The organism is Haloferax sp. Q22 (assembly GCF_001482285.1).
In the GTDB taxonomy this organism is placed as follows: domain Archaea; phylum Halobacteriota; class Halobacteria; order Halobacteriales; family Haloferacaceae; genus Haloferax.
In genome coordinates this window covers 140,304-166,935 of sequence record NZ_LOEP01000005.1, presented here as the reverse complement: position 1 = coordinate 166,935, position 26,632 = coordinate 140,304, and the positions used below count along the sequence as shown (strand labels likewise).

Annotated in this window: 26 protein-coding genes and 2 tRNA genes; 12 read left to right on the top strand and 16 right to left on the bottom strand. The window is 61.4% G+C overall.

The genetic code is table 11. The annotated features are described in order from the left end of the window. Position 1: 1 nt before the first annotated feature. Entirely contained in the window at positions 2–298 is a 297-nt protein-coding gene (locus tag AM590_RS01765) for a hypothetical protein (protein ID WP_058825935.1), read from the top strand. A gap of 50 nt (positions 299–348) precedes the next feature. After that, complete coding sequence (locus tag AM590_RS01760; protein ID WP_004976393.1) at positions 349–528, top strand: hypothetical protein; 180 nt, start codon at positions 349–351, stop codon at positions 526–528. 453 nt (positions 529–981) lie between these two features. Here the strand turns inward: AM590_RS01760 and AM590_RS01755 are convergent. Further along, positions 982–1,052, bottom strand: a tRNA-Gly gene (locus AM590_RS01755). A gap of 163 nt (positions 1,053–1,215) precedes the next feature. Here AM590_RS01755 and AM590_RS01750 point away from each other — a divergent pair. Further along, entirely contained in the window at positions 1,216–2,046 is an 831-nt protein-coding gene (locus tag AM590_RS01750) for an NAD+ synthase (RefSeq protein ID WP_058825934.1), read from the top strand. 33 nt (positions 2,047–2,079) lie between these two features. On the opposite strand, the gene AM590_RS01745 is transcribed toward AM590_RS01750, so the two are convergent. After that, positions 2,080–2,775, bottom strand: a complete 696-nt coding sequence (locus AM590_RS01745) for an enoyl-CoA hydratase/isomerase family protein (protein WP_058825933.1) — start codon at positions 2,773–2,775, stop codon at positions 2,080–2,082. Between the two features lie 60 nt (positions 2,776–2,835). Between AM590_RS01745 and AM590_RS01740 the strand changes: the two genes are divergently transcribed. From AM590_RS01740 to AM590_RS01730, 3 genes are all read left to right on the top strand, one after another. Continuing rightward, entirely contained in the window at positions 2,836–3,513 is a 678-nt protein-coding gene (locus AM590_RS01740; protein ID WP_058825932.1) for a hypothetical protein, read from the top strand. Between the two features lie 78 nt (positions 3,514–3,591). Further along, a tRNA-Thr gene (locus AM590_RS01735) sits at positions 3,592–3,663 on the top strand. A 93-nt stretch (positions 3,664–3,756) separates the two neighbouring features. After that, on the top strand, positions 3,757–5,391 hold the full coding sequence (locus AM590_RS01730) for a hypothetical protein (RefSeq protein ID WP_058825931.1): 1,635 nt from the start codon (positions 3,757–3,759) through the stop codon (positions 5,389–5,391). Positions 5,392–5,760: 369 nt separating this feature from the next. Here AM590_RS01730 and AM590_RS20300 read toward each other — a convergent pair whose 3' ends face one another. The 5 genes from AM590_RS20300 to AM590_RS01710 all read right to left on the bottom strand — a co-directional run bounded on the left by AM590_RS20300 (position 5,761) and on the right by AM590_RS01710 (position 13,285). After that, complete coding sequence (locus AM590_RS20300) at positions 5,761–6,291, bottom strand: hypothetical protein (RefSeq protein ID WP_157575405.1); 531 nt, start codon at positions 6,289–6,291, stop codon at positions 5,761–5,763. 420 nt (positions 6,292–6,711) lie between these two features. After that, on the bottom strand, positions 6,712–7,428 hold the full coding sequence (locus tag AM590_RS01725; protein WP_058825930.1) for a M48 family metallopeptidase: 717 nt from the start codon (positions 7,426–7,428) through the stop codon (positions 6,712–6,714). Beyond that, positions 7,425–10,397, bottom strand: a complete 2,973-nt coding sequence (locus tag AM590_RS01720) for a type I restriction endonuclease subunit R (RefSeq protein ID WP_058825929.1) — start codon at positions 10,395–10,397, stop codon at positions 7,425–7,427. Before AM590_RS01720 ends, AM590_RS01725 begins: the two co-directional genes overlap by 4 nt. A gap of 3 nt (positions 10,398–10,400) precedes the next feature. After that, positions 10,401–11,723 (bottom strand): restriction endonuclease subunit S, encoded by a 1,323-nt coding sequence (locus AM590_RS01715; protein WP_058825928.1) that lies wholly within the window; start codon positions 11,721–11,723, stop codon positions 10,401–10,403. Continuing rightward, positions 11,720–13,285: a class I SAM-dependent DNA methyltransferase gene (locus tag AM590_RS01710; protein WP_058825927.1), complete on the bottom strand. Its 1,566-nt coding sequence runs from the start codon at positions 13,283–13,285 to the stop codon at positions 11,720–11,722. The genes AM590_RS01715 and AM590_RS01710 overlap by 4 nt, the downstream gene beginning before the upstream one ends. Positions 13,286–13,414: 129 nt before the next feature. On the opposite strand from AM590_RS01710, the gene AM590_RS21420 reads away from it, so the two are divergent. The 3 genes from AM590_RS21420 to AM590_RS01695 all read left to right on the top strand — a co-directional run bounded on the left by AM590_RS21420 (position 13,415) and on the right by AM590_RS01695 (position 14,715). Beyond that, positions 13,415–13,705, top strand: a complete 291-nt coding sequence (locus AM590_RS21420; protein WP_058825926.1) for a CopG family transcriptional regulator — start codon at positions 13,415–13,417, stop codon at positions 13,703–13,705. 543 nt (positions 13,706–14,248) lie between these two features. Continuing rightward, entirely contained in the window at positions 14,249–14,536 is a 288-nt protein-coding gene (locus AM590_RS01700; protein WP_058825925.1) for a hypothetical protein, read from the top strand. Further along, the gene (locus AM590_RS01695; protein ID WP_058825924.1) at positions 14,533–14,715 is read left to right on the top strand and encodes a hypothetical protein; all 183 of its coding nucleotides are present in this window, start codon (positions 14,533–14,535) and stop codon (positions 14,713–14,715) included. The genes AM590_RS01700 and AM590_RS01695 overlap by 4 nt, the downstream gene beginning before the upstream one ends. A gap of 7 nt (positions 14,716–14,722) precedes the next feature. On the opposite strand, the gene AM590_RS01690 is transcribed toward AM590_RS01695, so the two are convergent. Beyond that, complete coding sequence (locus AM590_RS01690) at positions 14,723–15,967, bottom strand: tyrosine-type recombinase/integrase (RefSeq protein WP_058825923.1); 1,245 nt, start codon at positions 15,965–15,967, stop codon at positions 14,723–14,725. Between the two features lie 345 nt (positions 15,968–16,312). Between AM590_RS01690 and AM590_RS01685 the strand changes: the two genes are divergently transcribed. Then, positions 16,313–16,705: a hypothetical protein gene (locus AM590_RS01685; protein ID WP_157575404.1), complete on the top strand. Its 393-nt coding sequence runs from the start codon at positions 16,313–16,315 to the stop codon at positions 16,703–16,705. Positions 16,706–16,746: 41 nt separating this feature from the next. Here the strand turns inward: AM590_RS01685 and AM590_RS01680 are convergent, their stop codons facing one another. The 5 genes from AM590_RS01680 to AM590_RS01660 form a co-directional block, all read right to left on the bottom strand. Continuing rightward, positions 16,747–17,463: a hypothetical protein gene (locus tag AM590_RS01680; protein ID WP_058825921.1), complete on the bottom strand. Its 717-nt coding sequence runs from the start codon at positions 17,461–17,463 to the stop codon at positions 16,747–16,749. Between the two features lie 62 nt (positions 17,464–17,525). Continuing rightward, positions 17,526–18,533, bottom strand: coding sequence for a site-specific integrase (locus tag AM590_RS01675; RefSeq protein WP_058825920.1), 1,008 nt, complete (start codon positions 18,531–18,533; stop codon positions 17,526–17,528). Positions 18,534–18,717: 184 nt separating this feature from the next. Continuing rightward, positions 18,718–19,704 carry a pectinesterase family protein gene (locus AM590_RS01670; protein WP_058825919.1) on the bottom strand — a complete coding sequence of 329 codons (987 nt, stop codon included), beginning with the start codon at positions 19,702–19,704 and terminating at the stop codon, positions 18,718–18,720. Positions 19,705–19,891: 187 nt separating this feature from the next. Next, positions 19,892–21,325 (bottom strand): FAD-binding oxidoreductase, encoded by a 1,434-nt coding sequence (locus AM590_RS01665; protein WP_253805817.1) that lies wholly within the window; start codon positions 21,323–21,325, stop codon positions 19,892–19,894. A gap of 302 nt (positions 21,326–21,627) precedes the next feature. After that, the gene (locus AM590_RS01660) at positions 21,628–22,239 is read right to left on the bottom strand and encodes a metal-dependent hydrolase (protein ID WP_172795736.1); all 612 of its coding nucleotides are present in this window, start codon (positions 22,237–22,239) and stop codon (positions 21,628–21,630) included. Positions 22,240–22,337: 98 nt separating this feature from the next. Here AM590_RS01660 and AM590_RS01655 point away from each other — a divergent pair, with 98 nt between their 5' ends. Continuing rightward, positions 22,338–22,955, top strand: a complete 618-nt coding sequence (locus tag AM590_RS01655; RefSeq protein WP_058825917.1) for a hypothetical protein — start codon at positions 22,338–22,340, stop codon at positions 22,953–22,955. Between the two features lie 41 nt (positions 22,956–22,996). After that, positions 22,997–23,650, top strand: a complete 654-nt coding sequence (locus tag AM590_RS01650) for a TrkA family potassium uptake protein (protein WP_058825916.1) — start codon at positions 22,997–22,999, stop codon at positions 23,648–23,650. Between the two features lie 352 nt (positions 23,651–24,002). Here the strand turns inward: AM590_RS01650 and AM590_RS01645 are convergent, their stop codons facing one another. The 3 genes from AM590_RS01645 to AM590_RS01635 are packed head-to-tail and all read right to left on the bottom strand — an operon-like array spanning position 24,003 to position 26,617. Continuing rightward, positions 24,003–24,869: a phosphate ABC transporter ATP-binding protein gene (locus AM590_RS01645; protein WP_058825915.1), complete on the bottom strand. Its 867-nt coding sequence runs from the start codon at positions 24,867–24,869 to the stop codon at positions 24,003–24,005. Beyond that, entirely contained in the window at positions 24,866–25,564 is a 699-nt protein-coding gene (locus tag AM590_RS01640) for an ABC transporter permease (RefSeq protein ID WP_058825914.1), read from the bottom strand. The genes AM590_RS01645 and AM590_RS01640 overlap by 4 nt, the downstream gene beginning before the upstream one ends. A gap of 24 nt (positions 25,565–25,588) precedes the next feature. Next, positions 25,589–26,617, bottom strand: coding sequence for a substrate-binding domain-containing protein (locus AM590_RS01635; protein WP_058825913.1), 1,029 nt, complete (start codon positions 26,615–26,617; stop codon positions 25,589–25,591). Between the last annotated feature and the right edge of the window lie 15 nt (positions 26,618–26,632).

Sequence of the window (26,632 nt, the reverse complement as noted above, 5' to 3'; positions counted from 1 at the left end):
GATGGACGTCTGGGGTTGGATCGTCGTCTACGCCCTCGGGTTGACCCTGCTCCAGCTCTTGGTCTATCGGTACCTCGTCAACGGCGGTGAGCCGACGGGTGGCGAGGGGCCCGGTCGGGACTCCGCGCGGACGGACCGCTACGCCCACCCCGAAATCGCGGCGTCGTTCGACGACGGCTCGCAGGCCGGCGTGCAGACGACGCCGACGGGCGAGCGCATCTGCCCGAACTGCGGGGTCGAAAACGAGGCCGACACCACCTTCGATCTCTGCTGGAACTGCACCCGACGGCTTCGATGACGACCCGCGGCCGAGCCCGTTTTACCAGCCCTCGACTAACTACGCGTATCATGGCCGACGACGACGAACTCCACGGCGAAATCGACGCGCTGGCCCGCGACATCGAGCGGGCGATTCTCGAATTCGACTCGGCCCTCGAACGCCACGCGATGCTTCGGCAGACCGCCCGCGAGCCGGTGTTCCGCTCCGAATCGCCGGAGCTCGACGACGTGCAGAACCTGTTTTTCTGAGTCGGTGACGCGGGTTACGTTTCGAAGACGGGATTTTGTGCGCCGACCGGGAGTGCCGCGAGTGAAACGAGCGGCACGTTGGCGAGATAGTTTCTCGCCAGAACTGAGCAAACCGACGGTTTGCGAAGGTCGGTCGGCAAACGACCGTAGGGAGTACCGTGAGTGAAACGAACGGTACGTCGGTGAGACAACGTCTCACCGGAAGTGCGCCGACCGGGAATTGAACCTGAGCCAGACGTTCCTCCTCGCGTTGCTCGTCGGCTGCGACTGGCAGGGTTCAGATTCCCTGCGCATTTCGTCTCACTACGTTCGACAGAAATGCGCCGACCGGGAATTGAACCTCACTCGCAACGCTTCACGTTGCTCGCTGCTTCAATTCCCTCGGGTCGCATACACACTCGACAGGGACGAGCAACACGCTTCGCGGTTGCTCGTCGGTTGTCTCGGTAGAAATGCGCCGACCGGGAATTGAACCCGGGCTCCGAGCTTGGGAAGCTCGTGTCCTACCACTGGACCATCGGCGCGCTGTGCTTCGCTTCGAACTGCGTTCCGAAGCAAAAATCCGTAGACTGCGGGGGCACTTGAACGTAGCGCTTCACCCCATCACAGCCCCGCGAAAACTGGACGGCCGTCCATTGTTTTCGCGTGACACGTGACTATTTGGGCCCCCGGTTCTAACCGGCGCTCATGACATCCGTCGACGTTCTCTCGGAGGACGCCCCGTTCGACCTCCTGTTCTCCGACGAGGAACTCGAAGCACACCGCGAACACATCACGACCTTCATCGAAGACACCGTCGAGGCCGCCGGAGCCGACGGGGCCGTCCTCGGTCTCTCCGGGGGTATCGACTCGACGCTCACCGCCTTCCTCGCCGTCGAGGCGCTCGGGGAGGAGAACCTCCACGGCCTCGTCATGCCGAGCGTGGCGAACGCCGAGGACATGATGAGCGACGCCGAGGGGGTCGCCGAGATGCTGGGAATCGAGTACGACGTGGTCGAGATTCAACCCATCGCGGAGACGTTCTTCGACACGTTCCCCGAGGCGGCCGACGACCGCATGGCGGCCGGAAACGTCTACGTCCGCACGCGGGCGGTGCTCAACTACTTCGTCGCCAACCACGAGAACCGCATCGTGCTCGGGACGGGCAACCGCGCCGAGGCGATGACCGGCTACTTCACGAAGTACGGTGACCAGGCGGTCGACTGCAACCCCATCGGGAACCTCTACAAACAGCAGGTCCGCCAGTTGGCCGCCCACGTCGGCGTCCCTGAGGAACTCGTGTTACAGACGCCCTCTGCCGAGATGTGGACCGGACAGACCGACGAGGACGAACTTGGGCTCACCTACGACGCGCTGGACGCGATTCTTGCGCTCCACGTCGACGGCCCGCTCTCGAAGTCCGCGACGGTCCGCCACCTCGGCGTGACCGAAGAGCAGGTCGACCGCGTGGTCGGCCTCGTCGAGGGCAGCGCCCACAAGCGGTCGATGCCCCCCGCGCCGTCGGCGCTCGACGTGTAGGTCGCCACGGCCCCGCCGCCCCGCCCGCTGAACTCACTTTTCGCGCGACGCCGCGATGTCGTCGACGTTCGTCCGATGAAGCTCCGCGAAGCCGGCGGCTTCCCGTTCGAGCCGCGCCTCCCGGCCGTCGCGGTCGCGCAGTCGTTCCTTGATGATTCGGAGCGACCGGTGGTCGTTGTCGGCCATCGACGCCGCGACCTCGCGCGGGTCGTCGACGATTCGGGAGACGAGGCCCATCCGGAGGGCTTCGTCGGCATCGACGACGCGGCCCGAAAGCGAGAATTCGAGGGCGTGGCCCTCGCCGACGACGCGCGGGAGACGGACTGTCCCGCCCCACGCGCCGAACAGGCCGAGTCGGACACCCGGTTCGCCGAGGGTCGCACGCGGGGTGGCCACCCGCACGTCGCAGGCGAGCGCGAGTTCGACGCCGCCGCCGCGGGCCGCGCCGTCGATGCCGGCGACGACGACCGACTCGGCCGTTTCGATTGCGTCGGCGACGCGTTGGCCGTGTTTCGCGAACGCTTCCGGGTCGTCGAGGTCGGCGACGCTGTCGAGGTCCGCACCGGCGCAGAACGCCGGGCCGCTCCCCCGGAGGAGGACCACCGGCGCGTCGGCATCGATGACCGCGGCTTCGAGGGCGTCGAGGTCAGTCGGTCTGAGCGCGTTCCGTCGTGCCGGGCGGTCGATGGTCACGACCCGGAGGTCGCCGTCGTCCGTCGTCCGTATCATACGCCCGTTGTGCCGTGGTTTTCCAAAGGTCTTTGCCCTCCCAACCGTAAGTCTCGGCCGATGGACGACGCCGTGCGAGCCCGCGAGGCCGCGCGCGAGGCCCTCTCCGACATCGAGCCCGAGGCCCTCTGCGCGGCGCTGGACGAACGCCTCGACGCCGCCTCCCTGACGCCGGCAGTGCTCACGTTCGTGAGCGCGCGGGCCGTCGAACCGAAGGTCGACCTGAACGGGCTGGCCTCCCGCGCGGCCGGAGTGCAACTCATCTACGAGGGCCTCCGGCTCACCCGGTCGCTCGCCCACGACGAGCCGTGGACGCATCTCGATAGCCCCGAGGAGGACACCGACGCCGACCTCGACATCCTCGCGGCGGACGTGCTCGTCTCGCGCGGCTTCTACCTCCTCGCCCGAACCGAGGCCGCCGACCACGCCGTCGAGACGGTCCGCGCCTTCGGCCGCGACCAGACTCGCCGCCGCTCGGCAGACGAGGCGGCACGCCCGGACCTCGACGGCGAACTCGAAGTGAACATCTGCACGCTCGCCGTCGTCGCCGGCACCACGGCCGTCGGCTCGGCCCCGCCGACCGCCCTCGTGGAGTACGCCGCCGGGCTGGCCGACACCCACGACGGCGACTTCCCCCCGGCCGACGAGACCGTCTCCGAGGGGACCGTCGAGCGCATCGCGGCCCTCTACCGAGGCGGCGGCGGAGACGACGCGGTCACCTCCGCCGCGGACCGCTAATCGACATACGCTACCACGGTTCCGGGTCGGTTCGAATCGAAACCCCTAAAGAGTAACCCGGACAACCAAGGAATGCCTGCCTGGGTAGCTTAGCGGTAAAGCGCGTCCTTGGTAAGGACGAGACCCCGGGTTCAAATCCCGGCCTAGGCTTGAATCGTTTCCTTCACATCCCGGTTTTACCTTCCGTAGACACGCGTATACCGCCAAACAGTTGGCGGACGCAGGTCGCGCGAGGTGGTCGGCATGACCGGCTACGTCGAGCCGGCACCTCACGAGTTCGCGGCGAACTACCTCTTCGACGCGAACGGGCTAGCTCCGTTCTTCGCCGCCGACTCGCAAGTGAAGGCGGGAGGTGGAAGCCAGCGCTCCGAGTTCCACGACCGGGGAGAACGGTGGGCGGTCACGCTGTACTACCAGGACAGCAACGTCGTTCATCCCGGCTCTCGGCTCCCAACCGGCACCGAGTGGCGACTCGACGAGATGCGAGAGTTCCGGCTGAAAGTTAAGCGCCACGGAGAAGAGGACCCGGTCGGACAGCAGAGCTTCAACGCCCACATCACGCCCCGATGGCAGGGGATGAAAGTCCAGAAGCGCGATGGCACTGTCTCCGACTACTCGGTCCCGGACGGAATTCGCGAAGCGGTCAACGTGAAAATCCAGGGGTCGAACATCGACTTCCACCGCTATCTGCAGCTGCTTCAGTCGGCTGCGTTAGCCGTCGGAATCCGTGCCGACTACTTCGAGGAACCCCACGAGTACAGCAACGTCCAAGACGCCGAACGGTACGTGCGCGTCCACGAGGACGCCAGTGGTCCGGTACACGCTCGTGAGGGTCCGATAGCGTCGATGGGGCACTTGCTCGAATCTGACCGGCAAGGGTACCGTAAGGTTGTGCAGAACGACGACGACGATCACGGCCGTAATCTGCCGGGATACTATCACACCGTCACACTCGGCCCGCGTCGTATTCGCGAGGCGTTCCCAGACCACTCGCTCCCGAAGGAGATTAAGCACTACTACGCGAGAGAAGCGCTCAGCCAGGGAGATGACTCGCCTCTCGCGCATCCGAAGGTCGGCGCATCGTACCAGGTGAGCCGGTGGGACGAGAAGTTGGGAGTGACCCCGGAAGAGCTGAACCAACTGGAGCGAGAGCTCGATCAAACGGTCCTGTCTGTCCTCGCTGATGCTGGCCTCGACGTGGCACCGTCACGGGGAGAAGGTCCGTTTGTCTCGGATGCGTACTTCGAGGTGGAGACGACCGAGAACGGGCCCGACCCGATTGGGCTCGATCTGACGCACATCCGGAGCACCCAGGAGAGCGTCGTTATTCGCCACCTCGCCGACGGCCTTAGCCCGGTCCAGTGGGAGAGCCTGCAGACGCTCGTTACGGACGGCGGTGTGGTTTCGCCTGCCGACATCGCGGACGAGCACGGCCGTCACGTCGAGAGCGTCAGGCGGGCGCTGCGTGGCATCGAGGACCTCGTGGTCCGCGAGTACGCGAAGGTGAGTCTCCGGTCGAGCTACGTTGCTGAACTGGTTCACGACGCGGTACAGGAAGCGCAGGACGCTATCAAGCGAGCGGCCGAGACCGGAGCGAAGGCAATCCGGGCTGCCGAACAGGGGATGGAGGAGACGATGAGGGTCTTCATCGCCTGGGCAGCTCGTCACGATATCGACGTGGACGACGCGCTGAGTCGGCGAGAGGCTCGGATGAAGCTACGCGTCGGTGAGCCTGGGAGAGAAACGCGCCGAGCGATAAAAGAGGGATTCCGAATCTGGCAGGAAGCAGGATTCCCAGTCGAGCGGTTCCGGATGGCTCAGGTTCGGTTCAAAGACGGCGGGCTGTCCGATGCGTGGCGGTACCTGAACCCCGGATAACGGGGCAGGTCGGGAGTGGCAACACTATCTGAACACTCATTTTGCGGTGTATTCTGCTGGTAATTGGGTGATGATTCGCCCGTAGTCTAACATCTGAGGGAAGTCCCTGTGTCCTGCAGGTCCACCGCCTGACTGGAATCCAACCCGGGGGGTTTGGATTCCAGTTAGGGGTGTGCCTAAGGGCACAAAATTAAAACACTCCGCTGCCGCTGCAGCGGCCGTTCCAGTTGATGCACTCGAAGGGAGGGTGTGGAACGGTGCTCTTCTCTAAGACATCTTTGAACAGTAGACTTCACCTGAGAAAATTATAACTTCGGTGTTTCTGTCCTTCGTATGCATCAGAAGAGACCTGATCGCAGAGAAAGCCGATTAAAGAAATTGAACGCCGAATCCTATGATGAAGAGTAAAAAGCCCATTCCTCGGGTGTAGAGTGCCCAATTTTCCTTTCCGTCCACTCTAGTAGACACCCAATCATCAAATACCTGTTTTGAACAGACAACATCCCATTTTCTATTTTCCCAAATATATTCATTAAGGTCGTCAAAGCCATCCGGCACAGATTGACCTGTTCCGTTTTCCATTAAATCTCCATACGGGCCATCACTCTCCTCATCATACACTGCGAACAGTGACTTCGGGACCCCCGGCCCTGGTTTCTCCATGAGAAAATATGCTGGCTTTTCCCGGATTTCCCCATCCCATTCTTCCTGTACAGTCGAAAGCACGGCCTCATATTCCTCAGACCCATCTAACAGAGACGATTTATCGAATAATTCTCTGCGCCCCTCTGTGAGAACAGAGGGGGTGAGCAATAACTTTAGAAAGGGGAGATCCGGCAGAACCATCGTTACTGCGCCTAAAAACTCGACTACGATCCCAACTGCAGAAAGTGAAACCATACGCCGGAAGATTTGCTCAATGTATATATTCTCCTCGGAATACAGTTAGTGGTCGCCAGTTCATGAGATGTATTGTGAATCTTTAGAAGAGGTCGGAGTACGAGAACTGGGTATCAGGTGGCATCTCCTCACCCGACCAATCATTGAGTGATTCCATTGACCAAGCCTTCTCACATTCCTCGCAAGCAAATATTTGCCGGGGATTGTGAACCAGCATTGTGGTTCCGCAGTCTTTGCAGGTACGACCGCTGTATTCTATTTTCGTCATATTGGCCGAGAACTAAGTACAGGTTGATAAATCCAACTGAATTCAGGATGAGAGTCCATCTGAATCTTACTTTGCGTTAAACTTGATTCCTAGAGACCAAAGAGTTCAAGCGATTCAGTGCATCTCTCAAGCGACAAATGCAACGTAGCTAGTCATACCGTTAGTGTTCCACCCTTTACCCGAAGCCACTCCCGTCTTTCCCGATAGTCTGGGACCAGTGTCCCAACGGTATTCCAGAACGCATCTGAGTGCTCGTCGTGCTTGAAGTGAGCGAGCTCGTGAGCTACAACGTAGTCCTGAATCTTCCTAGGAGCAAGAATCAGACGCCAATGCAGGAATACCTTCCCGGGTCGATACTCGCCCCACCGACGCCGGAGCGTCTTCACCTCGATGTCTACCTCGTCGAGACCCAACTTTTCGAGGTAGCTGTTTGCCCGCGCTGGAAGCTTCTCAGCCGCCTCCCGAATGTACCAGTCGACGACGGCCTGCTGTTTTCTTCGAGTATTTCCCGGATCAGATTCAGGAACGGTCAGCTCGAAGCGTGTCCCATCAAATCGTAGTTCTGGTTCGGGAACGTCCCCCTCGCTTACTTGGAGCCGGTAGCGACGGCCGTTGTAGAGAAGTTTCTCACCACTCAAGTACTCCTTATCCAGCGGTGGATCGTCTTGCTCGGCGAGGCCGTATAGCGTTTCGAGAATCCACTGCTTTTTGTCCGCAAGGACCTCCTCAACATCGTCCAGGGACGCTTCCACGGGTGCCCGGACGGTCAGCTCCATCGAGCCGTCCATCGAGAGCCCGATAGTAGAGCGGTCGGGGCTCCACTCAATTTCATAGGGGACGACAGTCTGACCGATATGGTACTCTCTCATGGCTTGTAGTGCGCTCTGGCAAGTTCTACGATCCGATTCGTGAGCTGGGTACGCTCGCTGTCCGACATGGACACGTCGGCCTGGATCAGTCGGAGTTTCACCTTCTTCCGAAGCTTCTGCTGGAGGGATACCTTCTGTTGCCACTCGACGACGCTGGCAACGTCTTCGACCTCCGCAACGATGTCGCCGGTCAAATCGACCAGCGCCTCTTGGTCGACGGTCCGGTCTTCGGTTTCGAGTACGTCTTCCAGCGCGTGATAGAAGGACAGCTCCGTCTCGTCGGCGAGCCCCTTCGAGCGGGCCTGCTGGTCGCGAGAGCGCATTTCGTCGAGGACCTTCCTGAGCTCCTCGATGATTTCGCGGTCACTCATACGCTTCTGTTTATACTTCTCAATGAGTTCCTCGACGCGCTCCTGGAGCGAACCGTACTGAACCGGGTCTTCGTCGAAGCGAACCGAAATCTCGTGTTTGACTGCGTGGCGCATCTCACTTGCCCGGGCTTCGTCGTCCTCTAGGCTATCAATCTTCGCACCAAACTCCCCCTCGTCCATTATCGAGACCGGGTCGTCGTTGAGCACGTCGATGCCTTTCGAGCGGATGTGTTTCTGAATGAGCTCCCGAACCTTCTCGCCGCAGCCCTCTAGATTCATCGAGTCGTCCCGGAAGCGTTGCTTTGCCCGGGCGTAGATTTCGCTGAGGCGGTCGAGGTCGCTCTTGTAGGGGTTCGCCATCGGATCAGGCAGCACGATGTCCATCAGCTGCGAGAAGCGCTTGTACGCGTTCTTGAACTCGATTCGGGTGTCCTCCGGTTCGAGCGTCTGGAGACACGCCTCCATGTCCTCGATGTCGTCGAAGAACGAGACCGCCTTACGGTGGGCGGCTTCGAGTTCCGGCTTCTTGTCCGACAGCGGGACCATCGCGTGCTTCACGTCGTCGTCGCTGAACATCGCCAGAGCCGTCTTGAGGTCGTCGGAGATACCGTAGTAGTCGACGATGAGCCCGTGATTCTTCTCCGGGAACGGCCGGTTGACGCGGGCGATAGCCTGTAGGAGGTTGTGTTCTCGCAGCGGTTTGTCGAGGTACATCACCTGGGCAACCGGCGCGTCGAATCCGGTGAGCAGCATATCGCACACGACCAGGAGCTCGACCTCGCCGTTGGGGTCGACGAACTCCTCTTTGTACTTCGAGAGCTCCGTATCGCTCGGTGCCCACTCCTTGACCTCCTCGGGGTCGTTGTGGCCGTGCGAGATGACGACGCGGGACTCCGGACCATTCAGCGCGTCGAGTTTCTTCTTGTAGCGGATGGCTGCCCGCTTGCTGGTCGTGACGACCATCCCCTTGAACGGCCGGGCGATCTCGTTCTCGAAGTGCTCGACGATGTCGAGCGTCACCTCTTCAATGCGTGCCTCTGCCTCGGCGAGGTCGCGCTCTTGGGCGTACCGCTTCTGAATCTCGGCCTTCTCCTCGTCGGTCCGGTCCTGAAACACGCGGTCGAAAATGCGGTCGAGGTTCGCGCCTTCGAGGTGAATGTCGGCCAGCCGCCCCTGATAGAGAATCTCGACGGTGGTGTCGTCTTCGAGCGACTGGTCGATGGTGTACGTGTCGATGTAGTTGCCGAACGTCCGACGCGTGTTCTTCTCGTCCTTCTCGATGGGCGTCCCGGTGAAGCCGACGTAGTAGGCGTTCGGCAGCGCCGTGCGCATATTGTTCGCGAGCTTCTTGTACTGGGTCCGGTGGGCCTCGTCGACCATCACGTAAATGTCGTCGTCGCGGGAGAGCACCGGGAAGTCTCCCTCTTCGTCCTCGTGCAGCTGGAACTTCTGGATGAGTGTGGTGATGGTCTCTCCGGCGTTGGTCTTGAGCTTCTCGCGGAGGTCGTCGATGTCCTCGGCCTTCTTCGGGTTCGGGAAGCCGCAGCGCTTGAACGTCGCGTGAATCTGGTCGTCGAGCGCGGTCCGGTCGGTCACGAGCAACAGCGTTGGATCGGGCTTCGCCCGCCGGAGCTTCAGCCCGAGGAAGAGCATCGTCAGCGACTTGCCCGACCCCTGGGTGTGCCAGACGACGCCGCCCTGAGCTTCTCGTCGGCTTCGGTGCTCGATACGCTCAAGCGCCTTCTCGACGGCGCGGTACTGCTGGTAGCGGGCGACCAGTTTCACGGCCCCGCTCTGTTTCGTCTCGAAGACGGTGAAGTGCCGCAGTTGGTCGAGGAGTCGCTCGGGCTCAAAGAGCGCGTACAGCATCCGGTGCTGTGGCGAAAGGTAGTCGACGCCGAGCAGGTCGGCGATGTCTTCGTCTTCGAGCGGATACGGGTCACGCCACGGTTTGTACTGACCCTTGGGCGTCCCGTAGGTGCCCATCACCGCGCCCTCGTACCACGTCGCCACGGAGAACTGGTTGTACCGAAATAGCTCTTCTGCACCCTCCTTGCCGGTCTCGGTGCGCTCGTTCTGGTAGCGCTGGAGCTGTTCGAGCGCCTCGCTTCGCGGTTCGGCAATTGTCGGAGCCTTGCACTCGACGACGCCCAGCGGGATGCCGTTGACGAACAGGACGATGTCGGGCTTGATGACCTCTATCGGTCCTTCGACGCGGAACTGATTGAGGGCAAAGAAGTCGTTGTTCCCGGGGTTCTCGTAGTCGATGTACTTGACCGTCTGGTGTTTCAGCCCGTGGCCGAGGTCCTGCTTGACCGAGGTGTGCCGGACGAGTTTTTCGTGTATCTGCTCGTTCTCGTCCATCGTGCTCGTCCCGGCGACCTGCTGAATCTCGCGGACAGCCTTGTTCAGATTGTTCTCGTTTAGCCACGGATTCAGGCGTTCGACGGCGGCGCGAAGTCGGGATTCGAGTACGGCCGAGGATTCCGTCTCGCGGGGATCGAGCCAGGTGGTTCGCTGCTGGTCGACGACCTCCCAGCCGAGTTGCTGGAGCGTGTTGAGGGCTGGCCGTTCGGACTCGGCGTACTCGCTGGGCATGGGTTAGTCGGTGTTGACGCGGACCTTACCGGTGAGGAGGTCCTGCATGAGGCCGCGCTTGAGTTCTTGGAGCTTTTGCTTGGTTTCCTTTTCTTCGACTATTTTTTTGTCGGCAGATTGGAGAATATTGACGATACGCTCTTGATGCTGTTTAGTGGGTACTGGAACTTTGAGATTCCTGATATCGGTTAGGCTCACTTCGGGGAATGTACTGACACCGCTAAGCTCGATGATGTAGTCCATGATATGATTGAGATAGTAGTAGAGATATTCCTCACTGAGTCCGTCATCGCAATGGAAGGCGATAATCCCTTGATTCGTCCCTGCAGGAACAGTACAAATCGCAGTTTTCCCGATACCGTAAGATCGGCTAGTGAACATTACCGATGGAGCCGGTACAACATTTACAGAGGTACTATCAAGACCCGCCTCTGTCAGTTTCCTCTTGGAATCAGAGATATACTTTTCACCCCGTTCGTATAGGTCAGATAAGTCGTCTGGTGTCACCCAAACGATGTCTCCACCGTAATACTCCGAATTACTCGTTTTCGGAGTGTTCCCTTTTTCAACAGACGCAACCTCTGAAAAGGATTTAATCTCCCAATTGAATGGGATTTTTTCTGTCTTTGCACCGAGACGGACTTCTCTATACTCATCAGACAACCCCTTTCCTACGATCAGGTCTTGTCGAAGCCCGCGCTTCAACTCTCCCGTCTCCTTGATAATCTCGTCTGTCTGCTGAATCTGCTCGTCGACCGTCGAGAGGATGTCGGCGATGCGACGCTGTTCGGGGAGTGGGGGGAGCGGGATTTTGACTTGTCCAAGTAGAGTCAAGTTCAGTCCTGAGCGGCCCCCTCCTGCGAGAGCACGAAGGCGTGAATATTTCGCGTCCAGAGAAAAGTAGAGATAGCGATAATCGAGCTTCTTATCATTAACGAGGTATGCGCCTACAGACTGGTTCGCGGTAAGTGGGATTTCGTTTATCGCGACAGTTCCTTTCGTTTTACCCTGCCCATTTAGTCCGATTAGAACGGAGTGTTCTGGAATAACCTCTGCTCGTGAGGCGCTTTTTCCCTCTTCGGTGATTCGACCCTCGACATCCGTGATGTACCGCTGGTGAATGTCACCGGAGCGCATCCAGGGTATCTCCCCATCCCAGTATTCATCGACACTGGTGTCTGGCGTACCACCCATTGTTCTTTGGACATATTCGTCGTTGTCGAGACGAACCACCTCCCAATCTTCGGGGATACTTTGTGTTTCGGGACCGATTTGGACCTCCTTGTACCCCTCTCTCTGGTCAGAGTGCTCAATCGCCTCGCTCATCGGTACTCTAACTCCTCCATGTACTCCTGAAGCTCCTCGTCGGTTTTCCGGCGTTCCTCAGCCAGTTCGTCCAACTCCCGAAGCTTCTCGCTCACGTCGATGGGTTCCTCGGGCTCGGTCGTGTCGACGTAGCGCGGTACGTTCAGGTTCCAGTCGTTCTCCTCAATCTCTTCGAGGTCGACCAGCCGACTGTGATGGTCCTCCTCGCGTCCAGTGAAGTGCGTCTCGGCGAGGTACTCGACGCCCTCCTCAGTCAGCTGGTTCTGGTTCGACAACTCCTCGAAAATCTGCACGCCGGACTCCCGAAGCGTCTGGTCCTCGGCGTAGATGAACTGGACCTTCCCCTCACGCTCTGCGGGCTTGTCTTTGTTCATGATGAGGATGCAGCCCGGCGACGACGTGTTATAAAAGAGGTTCTCGGGTAGCGCGATGACGGCCTCGATGAGGTCCGCTTCCAGAACCGGCTTGCGAATCTTCTTCTCCGAACGCGAGCGGAACAGGATGCCGTTGTCCATGACGATACCCGCCTTACCAGTCTCCGAGAGCGACGCGAGCATGAGCTGAATCCACGACCAATCACCGCGGTTCTTTGGTGGCAGCCCGTACGGGAAGCGATTGTACGGCTCGTTCTCCTGCACCCACTCCTTGCTCCACTTCTTCTGGTTCCACGGCGGATTCGCGACGACGCGGTCGAAGACCTCCAGCTCGTCGTGCTCGGTGACGAACTTCGGTTCGGTGATGGTGTCGCCCTTCGCGATTTTGGCGTCTTGCAGTTCGTGCAGGAGGACGTTCATCTGGCCGATTGCCCACGTATTCAGGTTCTTCTCCTGGCCGTAGAGTGAAATGTCCTCTCGGTCGCCACCTTCCTGCTCGACGTGCTGGGCGGAGTAGATGAGCATCCCGCCGGAGCCACACGCGGGGTCGTAGACGCGGTCCCCCGGCTCCGGGTCGACGCAGTCGACGAGCAGCTGCACGACCTCGCGGGGCGTGTAGAACTCGCCGCCCTTCTTCCCGGCGTCGTCGGCGAACTGCCGGATGAGGTACTCGTAGGCCCGGCCGAAGATGTCGGGGTCTTCGAGGTCCTCGTTCCGGTAGCGGTGCTTCGAGAAGTGCGTGACGAGCTCGTCGAGCGTGGCGTCACTGAGCCGGTCCTTGTCGTTGAAGTCGACGGAGGTGAGCACCCGGTCGGCGATGGCGTCGTTCTCGTCCTCGACGGCTTCGAGCGCCTTGTTGAGTGCCGCGCCGATGTCGGTGTCCTGTGCGGCGATGTGGTCCCAGCGGGCGCGGTCGGGGACCCAGAACTCTTCGTGGAGGTCGCGGTCGCCGCGAACCGTCTCCTCGTCTACGTCGTACTCCTCGGCGATTTCCTCTGTCTCCTCTTCGAAGCGGTCGTTGATTCGCTTCAGAAACAGCAGGCCGAAGATGTAGTTCTTGTAATCGGCCGCGTCGATGCTGCCGCGGAGGATGTCGGCAGCCTCCCAAAGGTGAGATTCGAGCGTGTCGAGATCGAGGGTCTGCCCGCCCTCGGTATAGCGGAGGAGACTCTCGTCGTCAGAAGCCATACCCCTACGGTGTTCCTTTGGCTTTTTATTGTTTTCTAGGACCGCCGAGACCGAGGTCCCACTTCATTTCTTCCGAATTGGATTGAACTTTCACCAATCTATTTATCTAGCGTATCCGTCAGTATACGTGTGACATCCCACGTTTCGTGCCGTCTCCCGGCGGCTCTCGGAGAACAGCTTGACTCGGCCGCAGCCGAGAACAACGCCTTCCGGTCGGAGTTGGTGCGGCGAGCAATCCGGTACTACGTTCGGGAGAATCCGGACGGTATCGACGTACTCGACCAATCGCAACGGCGGAGTGCCCGGTCCCGGTCGACCAATTCCGAAGAGAACAGCGCCACGTCCCGCCCGGAACGGACGACTGCAACCGACCAATCCGGGACGGGGTCGCCCTACGATCCGACGGAGGAGCTGTTTTGAATCCCTCTCCGGAGAACGTCGAGGGTCGGGTGGTTCGGTCCCACAGCTTCGAGCACTCGGTGCAGCACCAGGTGAATTGGTCGCACGCCCTTCTGGCGGTGGTCGTGTTGGTCGCGGTATGGAAGCTCTCGGCCGTCGCAGAAGGGACCAAAGACCGGCGAAAAAACCGCGAAATCAAGGGCTGAAATTTGACCAATTTCGGGCCGCAGTCTTGCGGTTTTGTGAAGGGTCAAATGAGAACTTAGACTTATTACATACCGGGTATACGGATGGATACGTAGGTATACAGGAACGAAACACGACATCGCACGCTCACGACGTGGCGCACGTCGTGCCGCAACCAGGCGAGCGAGGTATCGCGATTGGAACCCGTGCTACCTCCGCTCGAAACACGGCACGACGGTGGTGGGATCGTCGGCAAGGCCGCGAATCCCTATCGGCACTGCGGGCCGGTGGGGCTTAAACTTTCGTCGGTCTGCTCGGCGCTCTCCTCATCGTCGGTGTACCCGGCCGGGAACGGGGTACGACCAACACACGACCAAAATGCCGAGTACCGAAAACGTCTGCCGGCAACGAATCGACTACGACCTCCCCATCCGAGAGAGCTTCTCGGAACGTGAAGAGGCGATCTACGATAACGCCTATTCCGAGGTCGAAAATACGCTAGCCATCATCGCCGAAATCCAGAATGGGCGAATGGACGAGGATGGAAATATCTCCGAGCCACTCACCCTTACCGAGGTGAGGACCATCCAAGAGGTTGGCGTGCACCTAGACCGGGCTCTGACAGTAATCGAAGCCCTGGAAGATATTTCAGAGGGGGTCCTATGAACGAGGAGGACCTCGACGAGTTCGTTCGCGAGAACAGCGAGATGCTCAGCCGAGTGCTCGCCTGCGGTAATGAAGAGGCCCGTGCCTACGTCTTGGCACTGCTCGCCAACTGTGACGGCGTTGAGAGCGTCGAGAACGTCGAAGAGCAACTGGGCCGAATCAAGCTAGAACTGGCCTGAGGAGATGTTAGTTCTCCGAGAGAGCGTCGGCGAACTCCTGAGCGTCCCCAAAGAGGTCGGGGTTGTTTTCCAACAAGTCAGTGAGGTCACGAGCGCGTTGGAAGTCCTCGATGAGTTCCGGCTTTTCCTGGGCGAACTGAAACAGCGCGTCCCGGACTTTCTGTTGCTGCTCGTCAAGCGATTGAACACCCGCGTGACTGATGGCCTGATTACAGAAGACACAGGCCGGCTCGTGGCGCGGCGTGTCCCTACCGCAGCGGGGACATTCGACCGGGCCAATCGGTTCCGGCTCTTCTTCGTCGATTTCGACCCCCTGCATTCGGGCGTATTCGTCCTCTGCTTCCCCACCGAAGCGGGCGACGTAGTGCGCGGTTGCGTCGCTTCCGCGCTTCCGGCCCTGTCTGTCCTCGATATAGGCTTGGTTCATACCCTTCTCAGCCAACCAGGAAGCGTTAGACTTCCTGAAGTTGGTCGGGGTCACCGGCTTCGTGACGCCGGCCCGCTGGGCCACGTCGTCGAAGATAGACCTGAACCGCCGGTAGGTGAGTTCCTCCGGTTTGCTGAGCTTCGACCAGAGAGGTGCGTCACCGTCGTCCGATCCTGGATGGTCGGACAGCCATCGCTGAAGGTAGGGAACGCTCGGGATGAGGAGGACGGAACGCTGTCCCATTTTCCCGTCGACGAAGACGCGGAGACCGTTCTTCGCGTCGGTCACATCGCCGACGGTGAGGTCTTGGAGTTCCCCGCTTCGAGCTCCGGCGTCGAAGGCCACGGCAACCAGAGCGGCGTCCCGGGCGTTTCGGGTCTCTTCGATCATAGGGAGAACGTCCTCTTCCCACTTCAGCATCTCCGACGGGTTCGGGACCGGGTCGTGGCTGCTCGACGTTCCCGAAGGAATCCACTCGATACTGCCCGGGATCTCGTCGTCCTCGGAGACGCGCCGACCGAAGACGCGGAGCGCTGTCCGGTAGTCGTGGTTGGTGTACTCGTTCGTATACGTCTGGTTGATCCAGCGAACGATGTCTTCGGTCGCGTCCCGGTCTTCGAGGGTGTCGGCCAATCCGCCGACCTCCTCAGCGATTCGGGTGCAGTGCCGAAGCAGCTTGTCGTGTCGGTGGTCGGTGTACTCCGACTTCAGGAGGTAGATGGTGTCGCTGAACTGAAGGAGGACCTCTCGGTCCTCCTCGCTGATGTCGTTAGAGTCCTGGATGCGTTCACGGAGGGACTCGACTTTGGCTCGTGTGTCGGACATTCCGATAACTTAACATTGATACCAGAGATTATGAAGATGATGTTCACATCCCGGCCTAGGCTTCTAATTCGGCCCAGAGGTGTAATGCGCCAACGGCGCGGCGTTCTAATTAATCTTAGGCCGACTTTCTGCCAACAGTCCCACCCATTTACTGGCAAGTTTCGCTGGCTAAATGCGGCGAGAAGGAGACCCGTGAGCGCAGGGTGTTCCCGCTGTCTTGCGATTTGGGAAAATGACTGGATTTGACTTCCCCGGGAAAGCACATTAATTTGAGCGACTAAAGTCGTGCCCGCCCAATGTTGGCGGAAGTTTGATTTTTCACCAGAAACAACATTTTCTTAATCAATGCGTCCCGAGGAGAGATTCGCTGAACGTGTCCGTGGTGCTTTTGCTGGGATGGTTTTGACACTCTTAGCAACTGTTGCAGGACGAATAATGGAGGCCGCCAGCCAAACTCAGGCAACAAGCGAATTTTCGGTTGGCTTGATTTCCAGCCTCATCACGTCGTTTCCGGGGTTGGTGACTCTCGCTGGAATCATTGGTGCGACCGTTCTTGCAGGGCCATTTGGATTCATCGGCGCGATAATGGAGACTGTTGGAGCATCTCAACTCTTGAATAACCCGGGAGAAGGGAGTATCTGGTTGATATTCCTTGGAGCCGGGCTTGTCACAGTCGGAAGCCTGATTCCTTGGTTGAAGGTGTTTTCTGTGATGTTCGGCTCCAACTCAAGATATTGAATAGGTGAATCAATAATCACAACCCAAAGCGATGATGAATCCTATCCGAGAAGGTATTGTTCGGCTTTTGTTTGGTGTTTCTCGATATCTTCCTTTGGGTAATTGATTCGGTGTGAGTTTTCGAGGCACCAATCATAGTATTCTTCCAGAGTATTATACAGAAGTTCGTCAATGTCATCTTTGAGGAATATGAACCAGTCATACCAAGTTCGTTCAATAGGTTCCTGTCCACTCGGGGCAAATGCTCGTGCGGACTCGTCAATATAGATTCCAAAAGGTGGCGCTTTAGGTTCATTTTGGACTGCCTGAATCATTGGGAGACCAAGGAGGAGAGATTCAGCGTAATCTGACCCGGTGATGAACTCTTCATTAACACCGTCATCAAGATTCTCACCGTGAACTATCGGGCCGAAGGCGAGCGATGCCCGAGGTATATAAACATATTGCGGCTTTCTATTTTCAATATTATCTTTTGCTAATTTCGCAAACACATCTTGGAGCAATTCTAGCATTGAGTCTTTAGATTTTGAAGTCAGGTATACACCATCCATTATTGGGTAGTGAGTGACCTCATCCCTATCCATAGCCTCATCAACCGCTACGTGAAGATTCAGAATATCAATAGCAGAAGTTTCGACCGAAGTCGCCATCGTGTTCTGAATACCCATCAAATCAAGCCAGCAGACGTACTCCTTAGTAACACCGGATAGTTGGTCAGAATCAGTATACACGTGGGGAACCTCTATATCCTCCATCATCTTCTTAAGAAAAGAGTAGTTGCATAATGAAAGTTTGGTAGATTGACACCGAAATCTGAAAATCAGATATCTCTGATATGATTTCGTCTCCTCTCAGCCTTCTCCGCACTCGTCCCCTTGTCGTAGTGCTTGTCCAGCACCTTCCCGCTCATATTGACTCGCTCGCCAGTCACGTCCTTCGGCTGACCCGCGTTCCGAGCCGCAGTCACGTACCCACGTCGGAGCGCGTGCGGGCTGACCGAGCCGGGGCACTTGGACGAGGCGTTCCACGAGAGGGCCTCGCAAGTGTCGAGTTCCCGGTTGAACGGGCAGTTCCCGCCGTTGTAGATGCACGGACGGGTCGCCGTGTAGACGTACCGCTGAATGGTCGTCTCCACCACCCGTCCGCTCTTCGAGGCGAGGAGCGGCTTCCTGCCGTGTTCGTCCTCCACGTTGGGGCGGTTCTGGTCGATGTAGTCCGTGATGACCTCGGCCATATCGGGCGTGATGAGAACGTCCCGTTCGGCCTTCTCCTTGTTCTTGAGTGGTGTTCCTGTCTCGGGTCGGTGACGGAGTTGAAGCGCCGGGCGACCCTCATCGAAGTCGCCGAGGTCGAGCGCCCGAAGACCACTGATTCGCATCCCGGTCTTCCACAGAATCAGTAGCGTGACGTGCCGGTTGCTGGCGTACTGGTACTTGCTGAGGAAGTCGAGTACCCCCACGGCCTCCTCCCGAGTGAGGAGGTCGTCACAAATCTCGTCGTTCTCGCTGACTTGGGGAATCCGAACCATATCCGCCATTCCGCGTGGGACTGCCGTGATGTGTTCGCAGAACTCGATGAACTGCTTGATGGTCATCATATCCTGCCGGGCCGTGATGACCTTCACGTTGGACAGGCGGTACTCCTTGTACCGCTGGATGAGTTCGCTGTCGAGGTTGTTGAGGGTCTGGACTCCCTGTTCGTCCAGCCAGTTGCAGAACTGCCGCAGACTGGTTCGGTAGTTCTTCAGGGTCTTCCGGGTCACGCCCGGCTCCTTGTCCTTCAGAAATCGGTTCTTCGCTTCGTGTGGTGGTGTGGCTTTGAGTGCCATTGGTGTTCTCCGGGTACACCTCTAAACGGCACACCGGGTACGTGGGCGTGAAAACGCCCGGCGGACGAGTGCCCGCGGTTCTTCCCGGCCTAGGCTCTTCTCGAAATCCAACCGTCGAGCGAGGCGTCTCGTCGCCGAACGGTTGTCGGATTCCGTGCGAGACTGAACCCTCCCACTCGCACTTTCACTCCTCCCAGTCCCACCACGCTTCATCACCCTCCGAACCCAACACGTTCGCCGTCGAATACCGCCCCACCTCGTCTTCGGTCAACACGTTCGCCCACGAGACTCGCTCACCACTCGCTCCCGGTCCTCGGCTGTCGTACTCCGCGTATTCGACCGTCGCCTCGGCTTCCGGGCGCGACCAGTTGTGCCAACCGGCGGGAAGGACGTGCGAGTCCATCCACGTGCGAACAAACGCGGTCCGGGCGTGGTTCCGCCACGGCCGGCCGAGATACACCTCGGAAACGTCGGCGTCGGCGGTCAGTTCGCAGTCCAGAAAGACGAAGCCGAAGGGCTCGCTCTCCGGCGTGGAGGCGGCCGTCACGTACGAGTCGGCTTTCGAGTGGACGCGGCAGTCCTCGAAGACGGCGGTCGCGCCGCCGAAGACGAAGTCGGTCGTCCCCTCGACGTAGCACTCCGAGAAGTACTGGCGCGCGCCCTCGCCGGCGGCGTAGACGGTGTCCTGGTGGCCGAGGAAGCGACAGTTCTCGAAACTCGCCCGGTCGGCGTCGACGTGGAGGGCGACGGCCTGTCCGACCGGATCGGCGCTGTTCTCGACGGTCAGGTCGCGGGCGCGGAAGTCGTTGCCGCGGACCTTCAGCGTGTAAGTGAAGAAGGTGCTGTTGCGCCCGCGGTCGATTTTCTCGAAGTGGTCGTCGTGGGTGATGACCGTCTCTTCGGCGCTCTCGCCGACGAGAGTGATGTCGGGGTTCCACGCGTGGACTTCGACCTTCTCGTCGTACACGCCCTCTCGGACGAGGATGCGGATGCGGTCCGGCGGGAACGACTTCGCGCCGTCGATGGCGGCCTGAATCGTCTCGTAGTCGCCGGTCCCGTCCTTGGCGACGACGTAGTCGTACTCGTCGTCGCCGTCTCCGGTCGAGAGCCCGCCGAGCAGTCCTGCCGCCGCCACCGCCGACGCGAGGACGAGCATGAGGTGCGAAAGCATACGGCGTACGTGAGTCCAGTACGGTATACGCTTGGTGGGTTCCGGTGGAAATCACGGGAGACGGTCGGGGGGACCGACCGCCGTTCGCTCAGGAGGCACGGACAGCGCGTTCGGTCAGGAATTCGGACTCACTCGCCGAGTTACCGTTCGAAAATATCAGCCGCAGAGCCGGTTCTTCCCGGTTCGTTCACGCGTGTTCGGAGTGACCGGCTGCATCGCCGGCCGCGTCCTCGCCGGGGAGACTCGGTCTGACGTTCCGGTTCGAGCGGAACACGTTCTCCGGGTCGTAGCGCGCCTTGACCTCGCGGAGACGGTCGAAGTTAGCTCCGTACGTTGCTTGGACGCGGGCTTCGTCTTCGTCCATCGTCTGGAAGTTGATGTAGTTCCCACCGGTCGAGTAGGGTCTGAACTCCGTCCACGCGTCGCGGACCCACTGTCTGAAGACCGCACCTTCGACTTCGTCCGGCTCCCACATGCCCGCGGCACCGATGACGAACGTAGCGTCCCGGTTGCCGACGACCCCGTCGTCGGCGTCACGGTCGTTGAGCGCGCCGCCGATGTGCGCCACCACCACCTGTGCGCCCGGAATCGGGCAGTCGAGCGTCAGTCTCTCCATCGTCGATATCAGGTCGTCGCTCAACTCTGACGCGAACTCCGTCTTCCAGTAGTAGTGGTTGCCTTTCGGTTGCGTCGCGTCGAGATACGACTGAATCTGGGTGTACGGCTGCGCTTTGAGTAGGTCGATAATCGGCTCTCCGAGCGCGCGAATGGGTGCGAGCGCCTCGTCCGCGTCCGCCGGGTCGCCGGAGTAACAGACGGCCATCGCGCAGATGTGCTTTCCGTGCCACTCGGGTGGGACGAACGGGGCTGCCGGTGCCCGGCGGAGCAGCAGGAAGACCGTCAGCTCTCGAGGAGCCTCGGCCGTGAGGCGCTGATAGGCCGCTGTCACCTCGTCGGCGCGGTCGAACGGCCAGGCGATGAGCCCGCCGTAGACCGTCGGGCCGACCTCGTGGAGACGATACGTGAACGACGTGACGACGCCGAGGTTCGCCCCCGCGCCCCGAACCGCCCAGAACAGGTCGGGGTGTCTGTCGCGGCTGGCTCGGAGAACCGCACCGTCGGCGGTGACGATTTCGACCGAGTCGAGGTTATCGACGGTCCAGCCGAACCGGCGGGTCAGGTAGCCGAACCCGCCGCCGAGCGTCAGCCCGGCGATACCCGTCTCGGAGACGAACCCGAGGGGCGTTGCGAGGCCGTGGAGCTGCGTCTCGCGGTCGATGTCGCCGAGGAGACAGCCGGACTGCGCCGTCGCGGTTCGCGCCTCGGGGTCGACGACGACGCCGCGAAGTCGGGACATGTCGATGGTCAACCCGCCGTCGGCGATGGCGGTGCCGGCGATGTTGTGGCCGCCGCCCCGGACCGACACGAGTAGGTTGCGTTCGCGGGCGAAGTCGACGGCCGCGACGACGTCCGCGGTGCCCGTCGGTTGGACGACGAGCGCCGGTGATTTCTCGACTAATCCGTTCCAGAGCCGCGTCGCGTCCTCGAACCCCTCGTCTTCGGGGGCGAGCACCGAACCACGGAGTTGCTGGGCGAACGCGTCGATGTCCTCGTCGGACAACGTTGTCGTCGCTCCATCCCGTGTCGTGAGTGTTGTTTGTGTCATGGTACACCTGTCGTCGGGCGGAGTCCACCGCGTCGCGCCCGACAGTGACTAATACTACGTCGAGTGCTAGCATAAGACGCTATGTTCGGATTCCGAACGTACCGGTGTTTCTGACGCTCTCTCTCCCGATATTGATCGATGCGTGGTTCGGAGCGCTGGCCGGAGAAGTCGTGTCGGGTGCTCGGCAGACACCGCTCTCGGCCAGGGTGGAGAGTCGCGGCTCCGAGCGGAGTCGCGGGAGTCGAAAAAACGGGGGCTTACCGGAGGTCGCGGACGAACCGCTCCGGCACGTAGTCGACGACGTGGTCGGGTATCGCCGCGACGGCGGTCTCCGCGATGGCGACCATCGGTTTCCGGAGCAGGACGTAGACGCCGGAGACGGCGACCGCGGCGATGACGAGCGTCTCCGCGAGGCCGTCGAAGGCGAGGACCGGCGGGACGGCAAAGGCGAGCGTCAGCGCGAGATCCTCGGGCGCGCCGTCGTAGCGAATCAGGCGCTTCGGAGCGAGCCACCGGCCGTTCCAGTGGTCGTAGACGGCGCGCTCGGAGGTGCCGAGCCACGGCTTGAGTTCGAGGCCGCCGCCGAGCACGTCGGACGCGGAGTGGAGCGCGGCCGCCGCGAGGAACAGCGCGACAGCGAGCGTCGTGGTCGTCGGGTTCAGCGCGGCGACCGCTACTGCGGGCACGGCGAGCGCGCTGAAGTACACGGGGAAGTGGAGGGTCTTCCGGTGGCCCGCGTACAGGTCGAAGTCGGGGAACAGGCCGCCGAGTGCGGCCGCGAGCACCGGGAGCATCCCGGCCTCGGGGACCAGCGCCCACACGGCGGTGCCGAGGACGACACCCGCGAGGGCGTGAGTGGTGGCCATCATCGGTGGGGCGTATGCAATCTGGAGGAAAAACGATGTCGGTGGTCGTGCTAGCTAGCATCACGGTCGAATTTAGGGCGCTCAGGCCGTATCACACCGCAATGGTCCCCAGTCGAATCGAGCGACTCGCGGGGCGGGCGATTCAGGCTATCATCGTGTGTATCTTTCTCGTCGGTCTCTACACGCGGAACCTGAGCGTCGTCGTCAACGCGGTGCTCGCGCTGGCGGCGACGTTCCTCCCCGCGGTGCTCCGCCGCGACTGGCAGATTCGGCTCCATCCCCTTCTCGGCCTCTGGTTAGCGCTGGCGGTGTTGCTCCACGCTATCGGCATGCTCGGTCCGTACCACTCCATCGATTGGTGGGACCACGTCACCCACACGCTCTCGGCGACGGTCGTCGCGGCGGTCGGCTACGTCACCGCGCGGGCCGTCGACGAGTACACCGAGACCGTCTACCTCCCCGACCGCTTCATGTTCGTCTACATCCTGCTTTTCACGCTCGCGGCCGGCGTGTTCTGGGAGGTACTGGAGTTCGGCGCGCGCCTCGCCGCCGACGCCGTCGGCTCGGAGGCCGTCCTCGTTCAGTACGGACTCGGCGACACCATCGTCGACCTCGTCTTCGACACGGTCGGCGCGGTGCTCGTCGCCCTCTTCGGGACGCCATCACTCGCGGACACCATCGATTCGGTCACGGAGCGACTCGAACGGACTCGACCCTGACGGGGGCCATCTTTTAGCCACCTGGTGTGCATACTACTACCATGAAATTCGTTATCGTTGGCTACGGCCGTGTGGGCTCGCGGACCGCCCGCGTGCTCCGGGAGGAGGGCCACGACGTGACAGTCGTCGACAACAACGACAAGAAGGTCGACCGCGCCCGCGACGAGGGATTCGAGGCGGTTCTCGGCGACGGCGGAACCGAAAGCGTCCTGCGGGAAGCGGGCGTCGAGGGCGCGGACGCCGTCGGCGGGCTGACCGGCGACCCGAACATCAACTTCGCGGCCTGCATGCTCGGAAAGGAGTACGACTGCCGGACGGTCATGCGCATCAGCGAGGACTACCGTCAGGAGATTTACGAGCGCTACGCTGACGACGTGGACGAGATTATCTACCCCGAACGACTCGGCGCGGCCGGCGCGAAGACGGCGCTCCTCGGCGGCGACTTCAACGCTATCGGCGACCTCACCGACCAACTCCGACTGACGACGGTAACCGTTCCCGACGGCGCGCCTATCGTCGGCGAACATGTGGCCAACATCGACCTCGGCGCGGACGGTCGCGTCTACGCCCACGGCCGGGAGCGCGAGCCGATGACGATTCCGCTGCCGGGGATCGTCGTCGAACCCGGCGACCAGCTCGCGCTCCTTACGGAGCGAAACGCGTTGGAGCAGGTCCGGTCGAAACTGCTCGGCTGACTCCTGTCCCCGAACCGACGCTCTTCTCTTCGCGTCGCCACCGCTCGTACCAGTGCCACTTGTGCTGACGCCTGTCGCGCCGAGATGTCTCTCTGCGGTGCGGTCTGCCTCGGAAAACAGCGCCGTGGTGGCGGCGCCGCGTTGTCGTACCGGGGGAAACCAGAACGACGATGGTGGTGGTGGTTTTCGTGCCGGGCGCGCCGGTGGGAGGATGGGAACTGAGGCCGAGTGCGCGCCCTATCACCGGGTACGTACGGGGGACCTTAAATCTGCGTCAGACAGGGGTCACACGCTATCTACGTGCAATATCTGCTGTTATACCACCGCCGAGATTGCCGTTCGTCTCCCGCGCTCAGTAGACGAGTTTCCCCTCGACGAACCGGCGGACGCGGTCGTCGTTCGGCGACTCGAACACCCTCGCGGTCGGTCCCGACTCGATACACGTCCCGTCGAGGATGACGGCCGTCCGGTCCGACACCCGTCGGGCCTGCTGCATGTCGTGAGTCGCGAGCGCGACGGCGATGCCCCGGTCCCGCGCCGCCCGCATCGCCGACTCGATGGCGGCGGTGTTCCGCGGGTCGAGGTTCGAGGTCGGTTCGTCCAGCAGTAACACGTCGGGGTCGGGTGCGAGCGCCCGCGCGATGGCGACGCGCTGGGCCTCGCCCGCCGACAGCGAGCCGGCGTCGCGGTCGACCTTGTCGAACATCCCGACTGTCCGAAGCGCATCCTCGACCGTCTCTGACGGCTCCTCGCGGCCGAACAGCCCCTCGACCGCCTCGCGGACGCGAGCCGACCACGGCCGGCGGACCCGGAGCCCGTAGGAGACGTTCTCTTCGACCGTCGTCGAGAAAAGGCTCCGCGTCTGGAACGCCATCCCGACCCGGCGTCTGACCGCCAGTCGGCGCGCTTCGGGGAGCGCCCACACGTCGTCGTCGCCGACTTCGACCGTTCCCTCGTCCGGTCGCTCGAACATGGCGAGCAGTCGGAAGAGCGTCGTCTTGCCCGTCCCCGATGGACCGACGACGGCGAGAATCTCGCCCGGTTCGACGGCGAGCGAGATGTCTTCCAGTACCGCGCCGTTGCCGAAGCCGTGGCCGAGGTCGTGAGCCGCGAGTCGGGTCCTGCCGCGCCCCGTCCCGTTCGACGCCGGGTCGGGTGCGGTGGTCTCGTCGGACTCGCTGGCACCGGTGTCGCCGGCCCCGGGTCGCTCGGTTGTCATCGTCCCCTCCCGTTCCGGCCGGGGGTGCGGTCGCGGAAGCGCGCGCCGAGGGCGTTCACGCCGAGGACGAGCGCGAGCAGGATGGCGCCGAGCGCGATGCCCGTCTCGATGTTCCCCTTCCGCGCCTCGACGGTGATGGCCGTCGTGAGCGTCCGGGTGAACGACGTGCTGTCAGAGAAGACGATGTTGCCACCGACGATGAGCACGGAGCCGACCTCGCTGATGGCGCGGCCGTAGGCGGCCAGAAGCGCCGTGACGATGCCGTAGCGCGCCTCGCGGACGACCAGCAGGGCGACGTCGGTCGAGGTGCCGCCGGCGGCGAACGCGGCGTCTCTGAGATCCTGTGGAACCGACTGGACGGCCGAAAGCGAGACGCTCACGAGGACGGGGAGCGCGAGGATGGTCTGCGAGAGAATCATCGCCTCGGGCGTAAACAGCAGGTCGAACGTCCCGAGCGGTCCCGAGCGGGACAGCGCCAAGAGGACGACGAGCCCGACGACGACGCTCGGAAAGCCCATCCCCGTCGAGATGATGGAGGTGACGACCGACTTCCCGTAGAAGTCGCGGAACCCGACCGCCAGCGAGATTGGAAGGCCGAGCGCGGCGCTCAGCGCGACCGCCGCGGTGCTCACGTACAGCGAGACGGCCGTGATGCTGACGAGGTAGGTGAGGTTCAGGTCGCCGAGGCCGAACACGGTCGGTGGTGGGGTCCGACCGGACTAAAAGTCCTCGGGGACGTGCTGTGCCACCCACGACTCGAACTGCGCGTCGGAGACCGACGCCGACGACGAGGCGTTCTCCCCGCCGTCGTAGTTCTCGGGGACGTACTGGCCGAACTGCGGCTCCTCCGAGAGCGCGTTGGGGAAGAACAACTGCGACCCGTTAGCCGTGTAGTTGCTGATTATCTCCTGTCCCTCGGGGCTCGTGAGGAAGCCGGCGTAGGCCATCGCCAGCGAGTAGTTCACGTCGGGGTACTTCGCTGGGTTCACCGGGATGACGCCGTAGGGGTTCTTCAGGATGGTCGGGCCGCCTTTGAGCGGGCCCTGGACCTGGATTTCGAGGTCGATGTTGTCCTGCGTCGCGAGGAACGTCCCGCGGTCGGAGAGCGTGTACGCGCCCGACTGGTCGGCCTGCACGAGCGTGTCGCCCATGCCCTTGCCGATTTCGCGGTACCACGTCCCCGACGGCTCGACGCCAGCGGCCTCCCAGATGAGCAGTTCCTTCTTGTTCGTCCCGGAGTCGTCGCCGCGGGAGACGAACGTCGTCTCGGCGTCCGCGATGGTCGCGAACGCGTCGGCCGCGCTCTCCATCCCCGAGATGCCCGCGGGGTCGTCCGCCGGCCCGACGACGACGAAGTCGTTGAACATCACGTCCCGGCGGTTGACGCCGTAACCGTCTTGCAGGAACTCGTCTTCTGCGCCGCGGGCGTGGACGAGAATCACGTCCGCGTCGCCGTTCCGCGCCGTCTCGATGGCCGCGCCGGTCCCCTGCGAGATGGTCTTCACCCGAGCGTTGAACTTCTCTTCGAACACCGGGTTCAGGGCGTCCAGCAGCCCCGTGTCGTACGTGCTGGTCGTCGTCGCCAGCGTCAGCTCTTGGGTCGCGCCGCTCCCACTTTGGCTCCCTCCGGAACCCTCCGCAGTCTCGTTGTTCGCCTGCGGGGGATTCGCGTTCCCCGTGCATCCGCTCAGTCCGAGAACCGCGCCAACACCGGCCGCCTGTAAGAAACGCCGTCGCTCTATCGCCATGCATTGTGGTTCGGC

Excerpts from the sequence above, each read along its gene's own strand:
- AM590_RS01765 (WP_058825935.1), top strand. The coding sequence starts at position 2 with ATGGACGTCTGGGGTTGGATCGTCGTCTACGCCCTCGGGTTGACCCTG.
- AM590_RS01760 (WP_004976393.1), top strand. The coding sequence starts at position 349 with ATGGCCGACGACGACGAACTCCACGGCGAAATCGACGCGCTGGCCCGC.
- AM590_RS01750 (WP_058825934.1), top strand. The coding sequence starts at position 1,216 with ATGACATCCGTCGACGTTCTCTCGGAGGACGCCCCGTTCGACCTCCTG.
- AM590_RS01745 (WP_058825933.1), bottom strand. The coding sequence starts at position 2,775 with ATGATACGGACGACGGACGACGGCGACCTCCGGGTCGTGACCATCGAC.
- AM590_RS01740 (WP_058825932.1), top strand. The coding sequence starts at position 2,836 with ATGGACGACGCCGTGCGAGCCCGCGAGGCCGCGCGCGAGGCCCTCTCC.
- AM590_RS01730 (WP_058825931.1), top strand. The coding sequence starts at position 3,757 with ATGACCGGCTACGTCGAGCCGGCACCTCACGAGTTCGCGGCGAACTAC.
- AM590_RS20300 (WP_157575405.1), bottom strand. The coding sequence starts at position 6,291 with ATGGTTTCACTTTCTGCAGTTGGGATCGTAGTCGAGTTTTTAGGCGCA.
- AM590_RS01725 (WP_058825930.1), bottom strand. The coding sequence starts at position 7,428 with ATGAGAGAGTACCATATCGGTCAGACTGTCGTCCCCTATGAAATTGAG.
- AM590_RS01720 (WP_058825929.1), bottom strand. The coding sequence starts at position 10,397 with ATGCCCAGCGAGTACGCCGAGTCCGAACGGCCAGCCCTCAACACGCTC.
- AM590_RS01715 (WP_058825928.1), bottom strand. The coding sequence starts at position 11,723 with ATGAGCGAGGCGATTGAGCACTCTGACCAGAGAGAGGGGTACAAGGAG.
- AM590_RS01710 (WP_058825927.1), bottom strand. The coding sequence starts at position 13,285 with ATGGCTTCTGACGACGAGAGTCTCCTCCGCTATACCGAGGGCGGGCAG.
- AM590_RS01700 (WP_058825925.1), top strand. The coding sequence starts at position 14,249 with ATGCCGAGTACCGAAAACGTCTGCCGGCAACGAATCGACTACGACCTC.
- AM590_RS01695 (WP_058825924.1), top strand. The coding sequence starts at position 14,533 with ATGAACGAGGAGGACCTCGACGAGTTCGTTCGCGAGAACAGCGAGATG.
- AM590_RS01690 (WP_058825923.1), bottom strand. The coding sequence starts at position 15,967 with ATGTCCGACACACGAGCCAAAGTCGAGTCCCTCCGTGAACGCATCCAG.
- AM590_RS01685 (WP_157575404.1), top strand. The coding sequence starts at position 16,313 with ATGCGTCCCGAGGAGAGATTCGCTGAACGTGTCCGTGGTGCTTTTGCT.
- AM590_RS01680 (WP_058825921.1), bottom strand. The coding sequence starts at position 17,463 with ATGATGGAGGATATAGAGGTTCCCCACGTGTATACTGATTCTGACCAA.
- AM590_RS01675 (WP_058825920.1), bottom strand. The coding sequence starts at position 18,533 with ATGGCACTCAAAGCCACACCACCACACGAAGCGAAGAACCGATTTCTG.
- AM590_RS01670 (WP_058825919.1), bottom strand. The coding sequence starts at position 19,704 with ATGCTTTCGCACCTCATGCTCGTCCTCGCGTCGGCGGTGGCGGCGGCA.
- AM590_RS01660 (WP_172795736.1), bottom strand. The coding sequence starts at position 22,239 with ATGATGGCCACCACTCACGCCCTCGCGGGTGTCGTCCTCGGCACCGCC.
- AM590_RS01655 (WP_058825917.1), top strand. The coding sequence starts at position 22,338 with ATGGTCCCCAGTCGAATCGAGCGACTCGCGGGGCGGGCGATTCAGGCT.
- AM590_RS01650 (WP_058825916.1), top strand. The coding sequence starts at position 22,997 with ATGAAATTCGTTATCGTTGGCTACGGCCGTGTGGGCTCGCGGACCGCC.
- AM590_RS01645 (WP_058825915.1), bottom strand. The coding sequence starts at position 24,869 with ATGACAACCGAGCGACCCGGGGCCGGCGACACCGGTGCCAGCGAGTCC.
- AM590_RS01635 (WP_058825913.1), bottom strand. The coding sequence starts at position 26,617 with ATGGCGATAGAGCGACGGCGTTTCTTACAGGCGGCCGGTGTTGGCGCG.